Here is an 18146-nt window from a genome sequence, read left to right as displayed (position 1 = left end):
AAATGATTTATGGTGTGCTTTTCATATTATCATGCTTATTAACTTATTTTATTATGCGATATGCCATTAAAAAATCGTTATTAGCTGAAGTAAATGAACGAAGTTCTCATACGACACCAACACCGCATGGTGGGGGAATTGCCATTGCTGTGACATGGTTTTTAGGGCTTGTCTATCTTTTTACATGTAAAGCAATTGAGCCTTCTTTGTTTTATTCGTTGATGTGTGGAAGCTTGCTTTCCTTTGTAAGTTACTTTGATGATCTCTATGAGTTATCACCAAAACTAAGGCTCTTTGTTCAAGCTGTAGTAAGTATTGCAGGACTGTGTGCCCTAGGAGGAATCAGTAGGATTGATTTTGGATTTTTGGTTTTTGAAAATCAGTTCATTACCAATACTTTGGCTTTTTTAGGAATCATGTGGTTTATCAATCTCTATAATTTTTTAGATGGAATTGATGGCTATGCTGGAAGTGAAGCGATCTTTTTAGCTATCTCAGGATGGCTTTTGTTTGGTGGGGATCATTTCTTAATTTTAATTGCTTCCGTTGCGGGCTTTTTAGTCTGGAATTGGCATAGGGCTAAAATTTTTATGGGAGATGTTGGCAGTACGCTTTTAGGCTATACGGTTGCCATTTTTGCCCTTTATTATCAAAACAGTGGTTTTTCCATTTTTATTTGGATTATTCTTTTTGGGCTTTTTTGGTTTGATGCAACTCTTACGCTTATACGTCGTTACAAAAATCATGAAAAACTCTCTCAGGCTCACCGCAAACATGCTTATCAGCGTTTAGTCCAAAGTGGAATTTTGCATGATCGCGTTGTTTTTTTGGCACTGGGGATTAATCTCATTTTATTGATTTTAGGGTATAGTGCGTTCATTCAACCGAGTGGTTCAATGGGGTATTTTACGGTAGCTGTTTTAGTGCTTTATGGTGCTATGAAAATTGTGGATAAACGAAAGAAGTTTGAATAATGTTATTAGCACTGGATAAACGGATTTTAAATATTTTAGTCATTATCGCCTTAACGTGCGTGACATTTTCATGGACATTTTGGATATTTCACAATCCTATCCAATTTGATATTATTGCTGTTGTGATTAGTATTCGTGTTGTTGCTTCTATCCTTCTTTTTAAAGATTATTCACTTTCTTGGTCTAAAGTAACACAAAAGACTTTTTTGCTTAAAAGCCTTGTATATATTGCTGCATTTTGTGTGTATGCTCCCGTCTTTTATACGAATGTGCGTTTAGCTTTGATGCTTTCAGAACTCTTTTTGTATCTTTTCTTAATTACATTTGTTATGTACCTTTACTATTTTTGGGTCAATCATAGTCATACACATAAAGATAAAACATTGGTGATTTATGGTGCGGGGAAATCAGGTTTAAAACTTGAAGAAGAGTACCGCAATACAGCGTATAAAATGCGTTATTTTGTGGATGATGACATAAGGCTTCAAAAGCGTAGCATTGATAGTGTTCGTATTATCTCAAAAGATGAGCTCAAAGAAAAATTGAGTGAAAATAAATACGATCTTCTTTTAATCGCGATCCCTTCCACATCTGCAAAAAACATCAATGCAATTTATGAAGAGCTCAGACCTTATTTTCATGAGATTAAAATCTTACCTTCCTTAGATACGATTTTATCGGATACTTTTTTATCCCATCAACTTAAAGAGATTACGGTTGAGGATCTTTTAGCAAGGCATCCTAAAGATCTTGATAAAATGAAAATTTCGCAGTTTATCAAGGGTAAAACAGTTATGATCACGGGAGCTGGGGGAAGTATTGGCAGTGAGATTGTTCGCCAATGCCTTAAATATGGAGCTAGAAAGCTCATCTTGATTGATCACAGTGAATTTAATCTGTATCAATTGATGGAAGAGTTGCAAAGCGATAAATTGGTACCGATTATGCAAAGTGTGCTGAATGAATCCTTAATGGATAAAGCTTTTGATACGTATAAACCTGAAATTGTCGTGCATGCAGCTGCTTACAAACATGTTCCTTTGGTCGAATCCAATGTGGAAGAGGGCATTTTAAACAATGTCTTAGGAACAAAAATTTGTATTGATCTTTCGATCAAGCATGGAGTTCAAAAATTTATTTTAATCTCTACCGATAAAGCGGTACGACCAACGAACGTTATGGGGACGACCAAACGCATTTGCGAACTTTATGCTCAAAATGTGGATGCGAAAAAAACACACATCGTAGCTGTTCGTTTTGGCAATGTTCTTGGCAGTAGCGGTTCTGTGATTCCAAAGTTTAAGGCGCAAATTGAAAAAGGCGGACCTATTACGGTAACGCATCCTGAAATTACGCGTTATTTTATGCTCATTCCCGAAGCGTGTGAATTGGTGCTTCAAACAGGGGCTATCGGCGAGAACGGAGAGCTTTTTATCTTGGATATGGGAGAGCCTGTCAAAATTGCTGATTTGGCACAAAAAATGATCGATCTCTCGGGTAAAAAAGAGATTGTGATTGAATTTACAGGGCTTCGTCCTGGTGAAAAACTGTATGAAGAGTTACTCATCCATGAGAGCGATAAAAAGACAGCCTATGAGTCAATTATGGTCACAAACAAAACACCGTATGCGATTGATAAACTCTGTACTGATATCGAAGAACTGTTTACATGTAACGATAAAATAGCAAAATTAAAAGAGATTGTTCCTGAATTTAATCATAATGCACACTAGGGATCGGTATGAATCAAGATTTAAGAGATAAAAAAAGCACCTATGTTATTACAAGTCTTATTGTACTGGCTTTTGCATTTAGTTTTTGCGTACGTTTGATTTGGGTTTATCAGTTTAGCGACTATGAAAGTTTTAAATTTGCTGGGCAATTTATGATTAACACGAATGATGGCTATTTTTGGGCGGAGGGGGCAAGAGATCTTTTGTATGGCATATCGCAAAAACATGCGCTTTCTCCTGTCAATGAAGCGGCTTCATGGTTGACTTACCTTGCGGTTAAACTGTTTCCGTTCTCATTAGAAACAACAATTTTTTATATGCCTTCTCTCTTAGGCTCATTGATCGTTGTACCCATCATTTTGATTGCGCATCATTTTAAAATGATTGAGATGGGATTTTTAGCGGCGCTTCTTGCTTCGATTGCGGTGAGTTATTACAACCGAACGATGATTGGCTATTACGATACCGATATGCTCAATATTGTCTTTCCAACGTTTCTGTTATGGTCGCTGATTTTAGCCTTACGGACGAAAGAAGAAAAATACCTTTTAATTACAGCCTTAGAAATTATTGTCTATCGTTGGTGGTATCCTCAAAGCTATTCGTTGGAATTTTCGTATTTTGGATTGATTTTAGCATATGCATTGATTTTTGATCGGAAAAATATTTTTCATTTTAAACTCTTAACGATTATGCTTTTTGCGATGATGGGATTGCCAAGTTTGGTACGATTTGTGATTGTTCTTGGTGTTTATATCAGTTTTAAAAAGAAGTATGGGGACAAATATATTGGGTACTTTCTTGTATTGGCTATAGGTCTCTTTTTTCTAACAGGAGGATTTGCACCGATTTGGGGACAGCTTAAAGGATATGTCTTTAAAGATACAATTGAATTGAGTACAGATGTACTACCACTGCATTTTTTCTCCGTAATGCAAACCGTACGCGAAGCAGGTCAAATTGATTTTATCACTTTTGCAGAGCGTATCAGTGGTCATACGATCACGTTTATACTTTCTCTCATTGGCTACGTTTTAATGGTCAAAAAATACCCTGCGATGCTTTTAGGCTTGCCACTGTTAGGACTTGGCTTTTTAGCCCTTTGGGGAGGACTTCGTTTTACGATTTATGCTGTGCCGGTGTGTGCCTTGGGGATGGCGTATTTACTGTTTATATGTAGCGCTTATATCACGGGAGTGTTTATCAATGAGCGGCTTGGAGGGCTGGTTAAATCGAGCTTTGTGATACTCTCAAGCCTTGGGGTTTTGTACCCAAACCTTTTACATGTAATCGATTATCGTGTGCCGACGGTGATGAATAAAACGGAAGTGGAACAGCTCGATTCGCTTCGAAACATTGCAGGTCGAGACGATTACATCGTTGCGTGGTGGGACTATGGCTATCCTTTGCGCTACTACGCCGATACGAAAACATTGATTGATGGTGGTAAGCATAGTGGCGATGTCAATTTCCCTGTGAGTTTTATGTTAACCAACGATCAAGAAAGTGCGGCGAAGCTTGCTCGTTTGGAAGTAGAATACACAGAAAAGGCATTTATCACGGCTGAAGAGAATGAGACCAAAGCTAAAGAGCAACAGTCTAAAATTATAAACAACACGGCTCAAATGACATTAGATTACGGTTTTAAAGATGCCAATGATTTTCTGGATGCGCTTCAAACGCCTCTTTCGTTACCGGCTAAAACACGCGAAATTTATTTCTACCTGCCATACCGTATGATGAGTATTTTTCCAACGGTCGCGCAATTTAGTAGTATGGATCTTATGAGCGGAAAGATGACGCGCCAGCCTTTCTTCTTTCAAACCTCACAGTTTAAAGACACAGGTTCTCTGCTCAATTTTAGCGGCGGTGTTGTCTTAGATAAAGCCAAAGGGATGCTTAAGATTGGCAATCAAGAAGTGCCTGTTAAAAACTTCATCCAAACAGCGTATACACCTGAGTTTAAACTCATTAAAGAGCAAACTATCATCCATCCCGATGGGCTTTTTTCGATTATTTACATGCAAGCGTACAATACGTTTCTGATTCTTGATGAAGCTATGTTCCATTCGAGCTACATTCAACTCTTTGTGTTGGAAAATTATGATGAACGATTTTTTGAACCGATTAGTTTAGAGGCATACGCTAAAGTCTATCGGCTCAAAATTTAGTTACAATACGAAAAAAACAAAAGGTAAGCGATATGGTTATTCGTGAGATTCAGCAATTTTCTGAAGTTAGAACCAGAGCAAGAGCGTATTTGTGCTATCTCTTTACGCGCAATATCCCGAACCGTATGCCTGAACCCAATTTGGATGTCATCAGCGCGAGTTTAGATAAAATTGTCCACGAAGTGGAAGAGTTTGAAGCCCTTTATTTGCTTGATAACAAAGGCGATCAGGTCATCAATAACATCACCGATGATCCACACCGTAAAGGAGGACTCGGTCAAAACCGTAGTGGCAAGTCCTATTATTACCGTGCCGTGCGCGAAAAACGTTGTGTTTTAAGCGACCCGTATCCTTCAACATTGACCAACGATTTAACAGTGACAGCCTCTTATCCTATTTATGATGAGCAAGGGATTTTAAAATTTATTGCCTGTATCGATGTCTCTTTGGAGCACATTTTAAAAATTGCCCACCCTTCGTCGTTACAGTCTGTTTTTGGAAAAAGTTCCCAAGTGATCTATACCGTTTTTTCGCTTTGCTTATTGGCGATAGCTCTTCTGTTACTTTTTAATGGGATGCGTAGCTTGTTTATGCATGGATTTGAGTTTAATCTTCTTGATATTAAAGCGATGTTTGAATCAACCATTTTGGTCACACTCTCTTTAGCCATTTTTGATCTGGTGAAAACGATCTTTGAAGAGGAAGTGTTAGGTCGAAATGAAAAAGATGAAGGTGGAGGCATGCACAAAACGATGGTGCGTTTTTTAGGCTCCATCATTATCGCCCTTGCGATTGAGGCATTAATGCTCGTCTTTAAATTTGCAATTATTGACGCGGCGCACATTTTATACGCGGTTTACCTGCTTGGAGGTGTCACATTCCTTCTCTTTGGGCTTGCGTTTTACCTTAAATCTATTCCGCAAAAGAGAGATTCATGATAGGGTTGATTGATTACAATATGGGCAATCTCAGGAGCGTTACCAATGCGTTTGAAAAGCTTGGTGTTGCGGTTGAAATTGTCAAAGATGCCGGTACGGTTTCGAAATTTGATAAGATCATTTTACCAGGAGTTGGTGCTTTTAAAGATGCGATGGGTTGCCTAAAAGAGCGAAATCTTGATGAGGCGGTAAGAGCGTTTGCTATTTCAGGCAAACCGCTTTTAGGCATTTGCCTTGGCATGCAACTGCTGTTTGAAAGCAGTGTTGAGTTTGGTGACTGTGCTGGGCTTGGGCTCATTGAAGGAGAGATCGTGAAGTTTGATACTTCACGGTTTGATCAGCGCCTTAAAGTACCACACATGGGCTGGAATCAATTACATGTAAAGAAAGAGACACCTTTGTTTAAAGGGATGCCAGAGTCGTTTTACCTCTATTTTGTGCACAGTTTTCATGCGCAGTGTGATGACCAATACACCATTGGTAAAACAATGTACGGCTATGAATTTCCCAGTGCCGTTCAAAAAAACAATGTTTTTGGTTTTCAGCCGCACCCTGAGAAATCCCATGCCAATGGATTGGCAATTTTAAAGAATTTTGTGGAGTTATGATGGATATTTTACCAGCGATAGACCTGAAAGATGGCAAAGCCGTACGCCTTACCAAAGGGCTGATGGAGAGTGCCAAAATTTACTCGAATGAGCCTTGGGAAGTGGCAAAAGTGTTTGAAGAGATGGGCTCAACATGGGTGCATCTGGTTGATTTAAACGGGGCATTCGCCGGTGAGCCTAAAAACCTTGAGCAAATTGAGAAGATTCGGGAAAACTGTCATTTAAAACTAGAATTGGGTGGCGGAATCCGCGATGAAGAGACGATTCGTCGCTATGTCGATTTAGGCATTGATCGCGTCATTTTAGGTTCCATCGCCTTGAAAAACCCCGCTTTTGTCAAAGAGATGGCGCAAAAATACCGTGTGGTCGTCGGTATTGACGCCATTGATGGGTATGTCGCCGTAGAAGGTTGGGCTGAAAAATCCACGATGAAAGCGACGGATTTGGCACGTGCGTTTGCCGATGCAGGGGTTGAAGCGATCATCTGCACCGATGTCGGGCGTGATGGAATGCTCAGTGGCGTTAATCTTGATTTTACACTTGCCATCGCAGAAGCTTCAGGCATTGCCACGATTGCGAGTGGAGGTTTAAAGAATTTAGACGATATTATCTCGTTGAAGCAGAGCCGCAAGGTTTCTGGTGTCATCGTGGGAAAAGCATTTTATGAGGGGAGCTTAGATTTGCGTGAAGCTTTTGCGTATATCGCTAAAGAAACGCTTTAAACTAAGTTCAAACTAAACTTGGTTAGAATTTAACCCATAGCAATAACTTAACGACAAAAGGAGTGACATTGAAGCTGCTTGTAGTAGATGATAGCTCGACAATGCGCCGTATTATTAAGAACACCTTACAGCGATTAGGATTTGATGACGTTTTGGAAGCAGAACATGGTGTGGAAGCCTGGCAGATCATGGAGCGCACACCAGATATTAATGTGCTGATTACCGATTGGAATATGCCTGAGATGAATGGGTTGGATTTGGTTCGTAAAGTTAGAGCTGAAAAAAAATATGAAGGTATGCCAATCATCATGGTCACAACAGAAGGTGGTAAGGCAGAAGTGATTACAGCGCTTAAAGCGGGTGTCAACAACTATATCGTTAAGCCTTTTACCCCACAAGTTCTTAAAGAAAAACTTGAGGATGTTTTAGGTTAATTTGAATGGAAAAAACCTATAACGAACTTCAAATAACCCCTAGTAGTGAATACCCACTTTTTCTTGACTTTATCATGAGCCTCAGCGATGAGGCTATTGAAGAGAATGAAGGCACACTGATTTTACGCAGTGAAGAAGAGTTGCAGTTAGTTCTTTTTGGTGTGGAAGCCTTTGCCAAAGAGCTTACGAACGCTCTTGGTCAAGAGATTACGCTTGACACAAAGCTTTTAGTAAAAAAGAATGAAGATTGGATAGAGCAGTATCGAAATTCCATACAACCTTTACATGTAAACGACTTTTACATTCATCCAAGCTGGGTGGAGGGCATTGCGAACAAGAAAAATATTATTATTGATCCAGCCCTTGCGTTTGGCTCAGGACACCATGAAACAACGTACGGTTGTCTCATGGTATTGCAAAACTATGTCAAAGAAGGCAATGAACTTTTAGACGTTGGGTGCGGTAGTGGCATTTTAAGCATTGCGGCACGAAAGTGTGGTGCCATTGTGGATCTGTGCGATACGGATGCCCAAGCGACCGATAGCGCAACGGAAAATTTTAAGCTCAATCATGAAAGTTTTCATCGCATTTGGACAGGTTCGGTTCAAAAACGTGAAAAAGAGTATGACATTGTTGTTGCCAATATTATCGCAGATGTACTGATTATGCTTTCCAGTGATTTACAAAAAGCAGTCAAAGAGGGTGGATTACTGATACTCTCTGGCATTTTAGATAAATACGTCGATAAAGTAGAAAGTAAGTTTTCTTCGATGAAATTGGTTGAAAAGTATCAAAAAGAAGAGTGGTTTACACTCGTGCTACAAAGGAATTAGATGAGTCAAAATAATCAAAACGATAACAAAAACGAAAAGAAAAATAACTTTTTTAATCAAAATCCACTCTTAATGTTTGCGATTTTTGCCATTGTCATCGTCGTTTTATTTAAAAATTTTACGACGGTCTCTGACCCCGCTGTGGGTGCTACGTTTAGTGGGCAAAACAGCGCGACTAAAAATATTAGTTATTATGAGCTCAAAGAGCTTATTCGCAATAATCAAATCAGTTATGTTGCCATTGGTCAAACCACGATCAAAGCCTTTTCTCCTGAAGGTGCCCAAAAAACAGTTTATGTTGTGAAAAAAGTCGGCGAAGATAGCACGCTTATTCCTTTAATGGATGAGAAAAAAGTGGGCTATGGCGGTTACAATGAGTCTAATATCTTAACCGAAATTCTGTTTTCATGGGTACTTCCTGTCTTTGTTTTCTTTGGTATTTGGATGTTTCTGGCAAACAAAATGCAAAAAAATATGGGTGGCGGAATTCTCGGCATGGGAAGCAGTAAAAAGCTTGTCAATTCAGAAAAACCAAAAGTGAAATTTGAAGATGTCGCAGGTGTGGAAGAGGCAAAAGAGGAAGTGAAAGAGATTGTTGATTTCCTCAAGTTTCCGGATCGCTACATGAGTTTAGGCGCTAAAATTCCTAAAGGTGTGCTGTTAGTAGGCCCTCCAGGTACGGGTAAAACCCTGCTTGCCAAAGCGGTTGCGGGAGAGGCGAGTGTTCCTTTCTTCTCTGTTTCAGGTTCAAGTTTTATCGAGATGTTTGTAGGTGTGGGTGCAAGTCGTGTGAGGGATCTTTTTGAAAACGCTAAAAAAGAGGCTCCGGCTATTGTCTTTATCGATGAGATTGATGCGATTGGTAAAAGTAGAGCTGCGAACGGTATGATGGGTGGTAATGATGAGAGAGAACAAACGCTCAATCAACTGCTCGCCGAAATGGATGGTTTTAGCTCCGATAAATCACCGGTGATTGTCCTCGCCGCAACGAATCGTCCCGAAGTTTTAGATGCTGCACTTCTACGACCTGGTCGCTTTGACAGACAAGTATTGGTCGATAAGCCCGATTTTCAAGGCAGGAAAGATATTTTAAAAGTTCATAGTGCGGACATTAAACTTGGTAAAAATATTGACCTTGAAGAGATTGCACGGTTAACTGCAGGACTTGCGGGTGCTGATCTTGCCAATATTATTAACGAAGCAGCACTCTTGGGTGGACGTAAAAATAAAGAGTATGTAGAGCAAATTGATTTAGTTGACGCAGTTGAACGAGCCATTGCAGGTTTGGAGAAAAAAAGTAGACGCATTAATCCAGAGGAGAAACGCATCGTAGCGTATCATGAAAGTGGCCATGCTTTGGTTGCGGAAACAACCAAGGGAGCGAAGAGAGTTTCGAAGGTTTCTATCATCCCACGAGGACTGGCAGCCCTTGGCTATACGCTTAATACGCCCGAAGAGAATAAATTTTTAATGCAAAAGCATGAGCTGATTGCTGAAGTCGATGTGCTTTTGGGTGGTCGTGCGGCGGAAGAGGTTTTCTTAGGTGAAATTTCAACCGGTGCTGGCAATGACTTGGAGCGTGCAACAGATATTATCAAATCGATGGTCAGCATTTACGGAATGAGCGATGTGGCAGGATTGATGGTTCTTGAAAAACAGCGTAATGTTTTCTTAAATGGTGGAACAAGTAAAGATTACAGTGAGAAAATGGCTGAAAAACTGGATGAGCACATTAAAGAGACGCTTCAAGCGCGCTACGTGATTGTGAAGGAGCGTTTGGAAGAGTATCGTGAGTGTATTGAGCGCATTGTGTCCAAACTGAGTGAGTATGAGACGATTGATGGCGTTCAGCTACGTGCGGTCATTGAAGCATTTGAAATTGAATTTAACATTCCTTCAAAGCTCAAAGCTCCCCTCGTGAGACACGAGTCAAAAATTTCTGAAGAAGAACCTAAGACTGATGCGTAACGGGTCGTTTACTTCAACACACATTATTGCAAAAGAGGGATGGAACCAAGTCGTTTTAGCGTTCATGGTTTTCCTCCTTTTTTACGCACTCTCGTTTTTATCATGGGTGTTTTTTCTGATTTTTGCAGGAACCCTTTATAGCTACCGCAATCCTGAACGTATTGCTGAAGAAGACGATGAGCGCTGTTTAATTGCGCCATTGGATGGTAAGGTCACTGACATTTCAAAAATAAGTTTGAGTGATGGCAGTGAAGCATTGCGCCTTGTCATTCGAAAATCCTTTTGGGATGTGGGTGTTTTACGCGCACCGCTTGGCATGGAAATTTTAGAGATCAAAAAACGTTTTGGACTGTTTATGCCCTCCACATCGCCTCTTTTTGCCTTGATGGCTGAGCGCAAAGGGCTTACATGTAAGAGTGCTTTTGCCCCGATCAAAATGATTGTGAGTGCGGGTCTATGGAGCCAAAAGATTACACTTTTCTCCAAAATAGGCGCCTTTAAAGCGGGTGAACGATTGGGCTTTTTACGCGATGGAGAGGTGGCACTTTTACTGCCTCTTGATACGCGCATTAAAGTTTCATTAAGTGATGAAGTCAAAGCAGGGTCAAGCGTATTAGGCTATCTTGCGTACAAGGATACCGATGATAGAAAATAGCAATGGCAATAAACTCCAACTGATCTATATTTTCCCCAATCTCTTTACAGCAGCAAGTGCTTTTTTAGGCGTGATTAGTATTATTGCTTCCGCCAATGGACAATTTGAAAAAGCTGCGGTCTACATTTTGCTCTCTCTCATTTTTGATGGGTTGGATGGAAGAGTCGCTCGTATGACCAATGCGACAAGTAAATTTGGTGCTGAGTTTGACTCTTTAGCCGACATTGTTGCTTTTGGCGTAGCTCCTGCTATGCTGTTTTACTTTAGCGTAGGGCATATGTATGGCAAACTAGGCTCACTGATGTGCGCTATGTATGTGGTGTTTGGTGCGATTAGACTGGCTCGTTTTAACATTATGATTGGTGTCTCTGAGCCTTCTGTTTTTATCGGTGTTCCCATTCCTACGGCGGCGGTTGTTGTCTCCATGTGGATTTTGCTCTACCGCGAACATACTTTTATGCACGGCATTGAGTGGATTATGCTTATTGGTTTGGGTGTTCTCTCTTTTTTAATGGTGAGCAATATTCGCTACCCAAGCTTTAAAAAGATCGATATGCATAAAGGTCATTTGATCAAAATTTTGGTCTATTTGATTCTTGTTTTTTCAATGCTTTATCTCTATCCGATTGAAGTCGGAACATTTTTAATTACCGCCTATTTAGCGTATGGTCTGACGCGCGGTATTTATAACTTCGTCGTTGCCAAATTTCATAAAAATTAGTATAATACGCGTACTTTGAGGTAAAGTTACTTTACCTCACGTATCTTACTTAAAGGAGAAGCGATGAACAGCGTTGATATTGGCATTATGAAATCGATCAAAAATTTACCCAAGATAGAGATTAAAAACGCTCTCCTGCAAAACCTCCTCTTCCTCTAACTCTTTTTTACTTTTCTCATTTTTCAAACAAATTTACTAAGGAATAACCCATGAGTAACCCTAAAATTATCATTTTTGATACCACTTTACGTGATGGTGAGCAGAGCCCTGGGGCTTCTATGAATACCGAAGAGAAGATTCAGATTGCATTGCAACTCCAAAAATTGGGGGTGGATGTCATCGAAGCTGGGTTTGCTGCGGCAAGTCCTGGTGATTTTGATGCGATTGCGCGCATTAGTGAGGCGGTAACCAAGAGCCGTATCTGCTCTCTTGCTCGCGCACTGGATCGTGACATTAAAGCAGCGGGCGAGGCTGTGGCGAAAGCAAAGATGAACCGAATTCACACCTTTATTGCAACCAGTTCAATTCATATGGAATACAAACTCAAAATGACGCCCGAGCAAGTGATCAAAAAAGCGGTGGAAGCGGTTCAGTATGCTAGAACCTTTTGCGATGATGTCGAGTTTAGCTGTGAAGATGCAGGACGCAGCGATGTAAGCTTTCTTAAAGAGGTGTTAGATGCGGTCATCAACGCGGGTGCGACAACGCTCAATATCCCCGATACCGTAGGATACCGTTTGCCCACAGAGATGGGCGCTATCATCAAATCGTTGAGCGAGTTTGTAGGGAATCGTGCCATCATCTCGGTGCACAATCATAACGACTTAGGTCTGGCTGTAGCGAACTCTTTAGCATGTATTGAAAATGGTGCACGTCAAGTGGAGTGTACGATCAACGGCTTGGGTGAGCGCGCTGGAAATGCGGCGTTAGAAGAGATCGTGATGGCGCTTCGTACGCGCAAAGATCATTTTAGTGGCTATGAGACGAACATTAACATCAAAGAGATTTACCCAACAAGCAAATTGGTCTCTTCCATTACGGGTATTGAGCCTCAGCCTAACAAAGCGATTGTCGGTAAAAATGCCTTCTCACATGAGAGCGGCATTCACCAAGATGGCGTGTTAAAACATACTCAAACGTATGAGATTATGAGTGCAAAAGATATTGGTCTTGATAAAAACTCAATCGTCCTTGGCAAACATTCAGGTCGACATGCGTTTAAAGATAAACTGAGCACGCTTGGGTATGAGCTGAAAGATGAAGAGATCAATGAGGCGTTTGATCGCTTTAAAATCTTGGCCGATCAGAAAAAAGAGATTTTTGATGATGACTTGCGTGCCCTTGTGGCTGAGGAGATCACAAAAATTCCTCAGGTCTTTGACTTGGTACGTTTACAACTCTCTGATTGTGCACCTGGAGGCGTTCCGAGTGCGGCTGTGACTATTTTGCATGATGGCAAAGAGATCACCGATGCGGCGATTGGCAATGGCACGATGGACGCGATTTTTAAAGTGATTGATCGTGTGTGTGGGGTCAGTGGTGAGCTTAAAGATTATAAAGTGGACGCCGTTTCGCAAGGCAAAGATGCGATGGCAAGAGTGCTTGTAAAAGTGGTTTTTGATGAGAGCAAACCTGCAATTATGGGGCATGGTTTAAGTGTCGATACGATGCTAGCAACCGCTAAAGCGTACATTGGCGCACTCAACAGTTACATCTCGATGCGAGATAACTTACGAACCCTTAAAATGGGCAATGAAGAGGGCATTTAGCCTCTTGAAAATCTTTACATGTAAAGGTTTTTTCCTTTACATGTAAGCTTATCGTTGAATCGCAAAACTAAAATAATCTGAGATAAAACCAATATTTCCAATACTACGATACTGCGCATTAGCCGCTTCAAAATTTCCCACTTCTTGGTAGAGCAACCCAAGGGCATATTTACTCTCCACATTGCTAGGATCGGTTAGCTTTGAGAGTTCCAAAAGTGCAATCGCATTTTCACTGTGCCCTGCACCAATCGCCGCGACCGAGGCTAGAAAAATCGTATGGGTGTCTTTTTTGCCGTAATCATCAATGAGTTTATTGTAAAGGGAAAATGCCTCTTCAAAATTGTTCGTGTAGATTTCCATGTACGCAAGGGTTTGCATGATGGATGGAATATCAATGCGCTCTTCTTCCATTTTAACCCTTACGCTGTCGCGTTTTTGATGCAGTAAGCCTCCAATTTGAAGCAGTTTGATGTACTGCTCTTTCACAATTTTAGGACCAAAATAGAAGGCATCATAATCCAAAGGAAGACGGTTAAACTCCATTTGAATCGCTTTAGCATAATTTTTAATGTCCTGTTTTTGGTGCTTTACATTAAACGCAATGATATTGGAAATAATATCTTTAGGGAGAAGTGCTTGAAGTTTTTGCGTGCTTAAGCGGTAGATGCGCTCATTATTGAGCTTTTGTGCTGCGATGATGTTGAGCATAAGACTCAGAGGACTATCTTCTTTCTCTTTTTCAATCCAACGCGTGAGGGAAAAATGGTTTCCATCCGTGAGGTGCGTAAGCGAAGCGTAAAGGTTATCTTTTTCCAATGTCTGATTTTTGTTAATACTCTCTTTGACATCTTCTGAGAGTTTGGTGATGTCTTTGCCGATCAAATTTCCACTCATTAAAGCAAAAACACCGGCAAGGTAGTTGTTGCTGTCAAGATGGTAACTTTTAGAGAAGTTTTTATACGCTGCGGCATAATCGCCCATTTGTGCGTAGGTGAGGGCTAAATTGTAGTGCAAAATGGAGTGATTTTTATACTCTTCTACCATTTTTGCAAAAATATCATTTGCTTCGTAGACATGAAAATCGAGTGCTTTTTTAATCCCTTTGCTGATCGCAATATTGACTTTAGAGATCGTAGAGCTCGCTTTTAAATACGAAAGAGCAGGTCCTATCTCATCAATAAAAATATTCATACTGCCTTTTCGGATGTAATCAATCGTCTGCTTGGCATCAAATACTTTATACGGAGCATAGTAAAAGATAAGGCTATAGGTATTTTCATCATTGAAGAAGAGCTCTTTCTCAAACTCGATTTGCGCTTTGTCCACATCAAAAAGAGACGGTTTTAAAATAGCGTGCATTTTATAGATGGGTTGAGCATCCGTGTCGCGGACTTTGTAGACTTCGCCCATCAGTGAAGCGACATTACCGAGGTTGCCCATTTTATTTTCAACCATCGCCAATGCCATTTTAATTTTGGGATTTTCGCGGTCATTTTGAAGTGCTTTTAGCAAGGACGTTTTTGCTTTTGAAAACTCGCCTAGTTTTGCTTGCAAAAGACCAAGGGTAAAATAATCGCTCATTTTTTCAATTTTTTCAAGCGTGGAGAGGGCATACGCATTGTAATTGAGCGACGCTAATATTTTAGACGAGAGGTACTCTTGATCCTCTTTGTAAAAATCATTGCTCGGATGCGATACAGCACTCAGTGCTTCATAGTAAAAATCTTTATAGTAATGCACCAGTCCTACATAATAGGAGTAGAGTGGGGCGTTACTCTCCTCAGGCAAGTATGCAAATGCAAGATCGATGTAATAGGTAAAAAGCGTGTTATCTTTCATCTCAAGTGCGCATACCGCAGCGTTAATAGCGCTAATGGTGCGGTGTTCTTTATTTTGAATCGCTTTTTTAAACGCTTCTAAGGCTTCTGGAAAATTTTGTTCTTTGAGTTTTGCGACACCGATGTTGTAGTAGGAGATGGCTTCATTGAAGGTGGCAATTTTTTCATAGATTTTAAGAGCGTCATCTTTGTTTCCTTGCTCATACAGAAGATGCGCTTTTTTGATCATACCTTCCAATTTTGAAGGGGAAAATTGCTCTTTGAGCACAGGTTTTTCAACCACTTGCGCTACAGCTACAGGCATATTGGCAGCTCTGTTTTTATTTTGGATGATGATCACGATGGCAATCACGATCCCAAGAAGTAGTATCGATCCCAAAATGAGTAAAATCAGCAATTTTTTCTTCGATTTGCTTTTTTGCTCATCCTCTTCATTTTGGAGGGCAGAAGTGGCGGCTGTTTCCTCAGCGCCTTCCTCTGCTATCGGCGCAAATCCCTCTTCTTCGCTTGTGCTTAAGGGATCCGCTTCGAGGATAACGACTTCTTCTGCCATCTTACATGTACTTTTTCAAAACGTCTGGAATGGAGACAGTACCATCTTCCATTTGGTAGTTTTCCATAATCGCAATAAGCGTTCGACCCACGGCTAAGGAAGAGCCATTGAGTGTGTGCGCTAAACGGTTTTTACCCTCGTCTTTAAAACGGATTTTGGCACGGCGTGCTTGGAAGTCAAACGTATTAGAGACGGAGCTAATTTCACGGTATCTATTTTGACCCGGAAGCCAGACTTCAAGATCCACCGTTTTGGCGGCACTAAAGCCAAGGTCGCCACCGCAGAGCATCAAATGACGGTGCGGAAGTCCAAGGGAAGTGAGAAGATCGGAGGCACATGTAAGCATCTCATCAAAAACAGCTTCGCTTTGTTCAGGTGTCGTGATGCAGACCAATTCTACTTTGTCAAATTGGTGTTGGCGAATCATACCACGCGTGTCTTTACCCGCACTACCAGCCTCTTTTCTAAAACAAGCAGAATAGGCGGTCATTTTAAGCGGCAACTCTTCTTTAGTTAAAATCTCATCTCTAAAAAGATTGGTCACAGGCACTTCCGCCGTTGGAATCAAAAAGAGATCTTCACCCTCAATTTTAAAGAGATCATCTTCAAATTTTGGTAGTTGTCCTGTTCCCATAAGCGTTTCACGATTCACAATGTAAGGAACGGCGACTTCGACAAAGCCTCGCGTTCGGTTAAAATCGAGCATGTAATTAATCAACGCACGTTCCAGTCGTGCTGCTTCATTTTTTAACACACTGAAACGACTCTTAGCCAGTTTAACGCCACGTTCAAAATCGATCCAATTTTGCGCACTGTCTATATCCCAATGCTCTTTGGGTGTAAAGGAAAAAACTTTGGGTTCAAGAACGCGTTTGAGTTCCACATTGTCATTCTCATCTTCACCCTCTGGCACCAAATGGGAGGGCATATTGGGAATGATGGTCGCTAATGCTTCCAGTTTCTCTTCCAATGAACGTACGATCTCTTGCGCATCAGCTATTTTTGCTTTATTCTCTGAGAGTTCCGCTTTAAGTGCACCCACATCTTTTCCCTCTTTCGCATACACACCAAAGAGTTTACTTTTAGAATTTTGCTCTGCTTGAAGTGGTTCTAAAACAAGACGTGCACTTTTAAGTTCCAATGAGATCGCACGAAGCTCTTCTAAAAGACTTTCATCGACTTTTTTCTTTCTGAGGCTTTGCGCAACGCTTTCAAAATCATTTTGTATGAGTTTAATATCTAACATGGTTTCCCTTAACGATAAATTCCAACAAGATCACGAACAACACGCATTTTCTCAGAGGCAATGGCACGCGCTTTTGCTGCGCCCTCATCTAAGATAGCAAATACTTCGTCTTTATGCTCGACATAATAGGCTCTTTTTTCACGAGCCTGCGCAAAATAGTCCCAAATGAGTGTGGCAAGATACGCTTTAAAATGCCCATACCCTTCGCCACCTTTTTGGTAGCGCGCCTGCAATGCAACTACTTCGTCCTTTTCCAAAAAGAGTTTAGCCAACGCAAACACGTTACATGTAAGATAATCTTTTGGCTCTTCCATTGGCGTCGAGTCAGTCACAATACGTGACGTCGCTTTTTTGAGCTCTTTTTCGGAGCAGAAGATGTCGATCGTGTTGCCATAGCTTTTACTCATTTTAGCACCATCAAGACCTGGAACCGTTGCGACATTGTCATCAACTTTGAAGTCAGGCACTTTAAAAATATCGCCAAACTCATTATTGAATTTAATCGCGATGTCGCGTGTAATCTCAACGTGTTGAATTTGATCTTTGCCCACAGGAATCACTTCGGCGTCGTAGAGCAAAATATCCGCTGCCATCAAAACAGGATAGGAAAAGAGAGAGTGATTGGCTGCAATGCCTTTGGCGACTTTGTCTTTGTAGCCGTGTGCGCGCTCCAATAGACCCATCGGCGTGTAGCCTGAAAGCACCCAGTAAAGCTCCAACACCTCTTTGACATCGGACTGTGCCCATAACGTCGCTTTGGTCGGGTCAATGCCCAGACTCATAAAATTAATCGCCGCATCAAGGGTATTGTTTTTGAGTGCCACACCATCTTTGAGCGAGGTGAGCGCGTGGTAATTAGGGATGAAGATAAAAAGATCGCTTTTTTCTTGAAGATCGACCATTTGTTTGATCGCACCAAAATAGTTACCTATGTGAAGTGCACCAGAGGGTTGAATGCCTGTTAATACTCTCATCAATCTGTC

15 protein-coding genes are annotated in these 18146 nt (G+C 40.9%); 12 read left to right on the top strand and 3 right to left on the bottom strand.

Annotation, left to right across the window (positions count from 1 at the left end):
- Nucleotides 1-2: 2 nt before the first annotated feature.
- The 12 genes from SHALO_RS11095 (at nucleotide 3) to SHALO_RS11040 (ending at nucleotide 13526) form a co-directional block, all read left to right on the top strand.
- Nucleotides 3-974, top strand: coding sequence for an MraY family glycosyltransferase (locus SHALO_RS11095; RefSeq protein WP_069478586.1), 972 nt, complete (start codon nucleotides 3-5; stop codon nucleotides 972-974).
- The gene (pglF, locus tag SHALO_RS11090) at nucleotides 974-2707 is read left to right on the top strand and encodes a UDP-N-acetylglucosamine 4,6-dehydratase (configuration-retaining) (RefSeq protein WP_069478585.1); all 1734 of its coding nucleotides are present in this window, start codon (nucleotides 974-976) and stop codon (nucleotides 2705-2707) included. Before SHALO_RS11095 ends, pglF begins: the two co-directional genes overlap by 1 nt.
- An 8-nt stretch (nucleotides 2708-2715) precedes the next feature.
- Nucleotides 2716-4878, top strand: coding sequence for an STT3 domain-containing protein (locus SHALO_RS11085; RefSeq protein WP_069478584.1), 2163 nt, complete (start codon nucleotides 2716-2718; stop codon nucleotides 4876-4878).
- Between the two features lie 32 nt (nucleotides 4879-4910).
- Nucleotides 4911-5816 carry a PDC sensor domain-containing protein gene (locus SHALO_RS11080; protein WP_025345550.1) on the top strand — a complete coding sequence of 302 codons (906 nt, stop codon included), beginning with the start codon at nucleotides 4911-4913 and terminating at the stop codon, nucleotides 5814-5816.
- Nucleotides 5813-6424, top strand: a complete 612-nt coding sequence (gene hisH, locus SHALO_RS11075) for an imidazole glycerol phosphate synthase subunit HisH (RefSeq protein ID WP_069478583.1) — start codon at nucleotides 5813-5815, stop codon at nucleotides 6422-6424. Before SHALO_RS11080 ends, hisH begins: the two co-directional genes overlap by 4 nt.
- Nucleotides 6424-7146 carry a 1-(5-phosphoribosyl)-5-[(5-phosphoribosylamino)methylideneamino]imidazole-4-carboxamide isomerase gene (gene hisA, locus SHALO_RS11070; protein WP_069478582.1) on the top strand — a complete coding sequence of 241 codons (723 nt, stop codon included), beginning with the start codon at nucleotides 6424-6426 and terminating at the stop codon, nucleotides 7144-7146. Before hisH ends, hisA begins: the two co-directional genes overlap by 1 nt.
- Nucleotides 7147-7214: 68 nt before the next feature.
- Nucleotides 7215-7580, top strand: coding sequence for a chemotaxis response regulator CheY (locus SHALO_RS11065; RefSeq protein WP_025345547.1), 366 nt, complete (start codon nucleotides 7215-7217; stop codon nucleotides 7578-7580).
- A 5-nt stretch (nucleotides 7581-7585) separates the two neighbouring features.
- A complete protein-coding gene (locus SHALO_RS11060) occupies nucleotides 7586-8413 on the top strand; it encodes a 50S ribosomal protein L11 methyltransferase (RefSeq protein ID WP_069478581.1) in 828 nt (275 codons plus the stop codon).
- Nucleotides 8414-10381 (top strand): ATP-dependent zinc metalloprotease FtsH, encoded by a 1968-nt coding sequence (ftsH, locus tag SHALO_RS11055; RefSeq protein ID WP_069478580.1) that lies wholly within the window; start codon nucleotides 8414-8416, stop codon nucleotides 10379-10381. It abuts the gene before it with no gap.
- Nucleotides 10374-11036, top strand: coding sequence for a phosphatidylserine decarboxylase (locus SHALO_RS11050; protein WP_069478579.1), 663 nt, complete (start codon nucleotides 10374-10376; stop codon nucleotides 11034-11036). The genes ftsH and SHALO_RS11050 overlap by 8 nt, the downstream gene beginning before the upstream one ends.
- Nucleotides 11023-11757, top strand: a complete 735-nt coding sequence (pssA, locus tag SHALO_RS11045; RefSeq protein ID WP_069478578.1) for a CDP-diacylglycerol--serine O-phosphatidyltransferase — start codon at nucleotides 11023-11025, stop codon at nucleotides 11755-11757. The genes SHALO_RS11050 and pssA overlap by 14 nt, the downstream gene beginning before the upstream one ends.
- A 209-nt stretch (nucleotides 11758-11966) precedes the next feature.
- Nucleotides 11967-13526, top strand: a complete 1560-nt coding sequence (locus tag SHALO_RS11040; protein WP_069478577.1) for a 2-isopropylmalate synthase — start codon at nucleotides 11967-11969, stop codon at nucleotides 13524-13526.
- A gap of 48 nt (nucleotides 13527-13574) precedes the next feature.
- On the opposite strand, the gene SHALO_RS11035 is transcribed toward SHALO_RS11040, so the two are convergent.
- The 3 genes from SHALO_RS11035 to trpS are packed head-to-tail and all read right to left on the bottom strand — an operon-like array spanning nucleotide 13575 to nucleotide 18137.
- A complete protein-coding gene (locus tag SHALO_RS11035) occupies nucleotides 13575-15917 on the bottom strand; it encodes a tetratricopeptide repeat protein (RefSeq protein WP_069478576.1) in 2343 nt (780 codons plus the stop codon).
- Nucleotide 15918: 1 nt separating this feature from the next.
- A complete protein-coding gene (serS, locus tag SHALO_RS11030; RefSeq protein ID WP_069478575.1) occupies nucleotides 15919-17163 on the bottom strand; it encodes a serine--tRNA ligase in 1245 nt (414 codons plus the stop codon).
- A gap of 8 nt (nucleotides 17164-17171) precedes the next feature.
- Complete coding sequence (gene trpS / locus SHALO_RS11025; protein ID WP_069478574.1) at nucleotides 17172-18137, bottom strand: tryptophan--tRNA ligase; 966 nt, start codon at nucleotides 18135-18137, stop codon at nucleotides 17172-17174.
- Nucleotides 18138-18146 lie beyond the last annotated feature (9 nt).

The organism is Sulfurospirillum halorespirans DSM 13726 (assembly GCF_001723605.1).
Classification (GTDB): Bacteria; Campylobacterota; Campylobacteria; order Campylobacterales; family Sulfurospirillaceae; genus Sulfurospirillum; species Sulfurospirillum halorespirans.
This window is presented reverse-complemented; position numbering and strand designations above follow the sequence as displayed.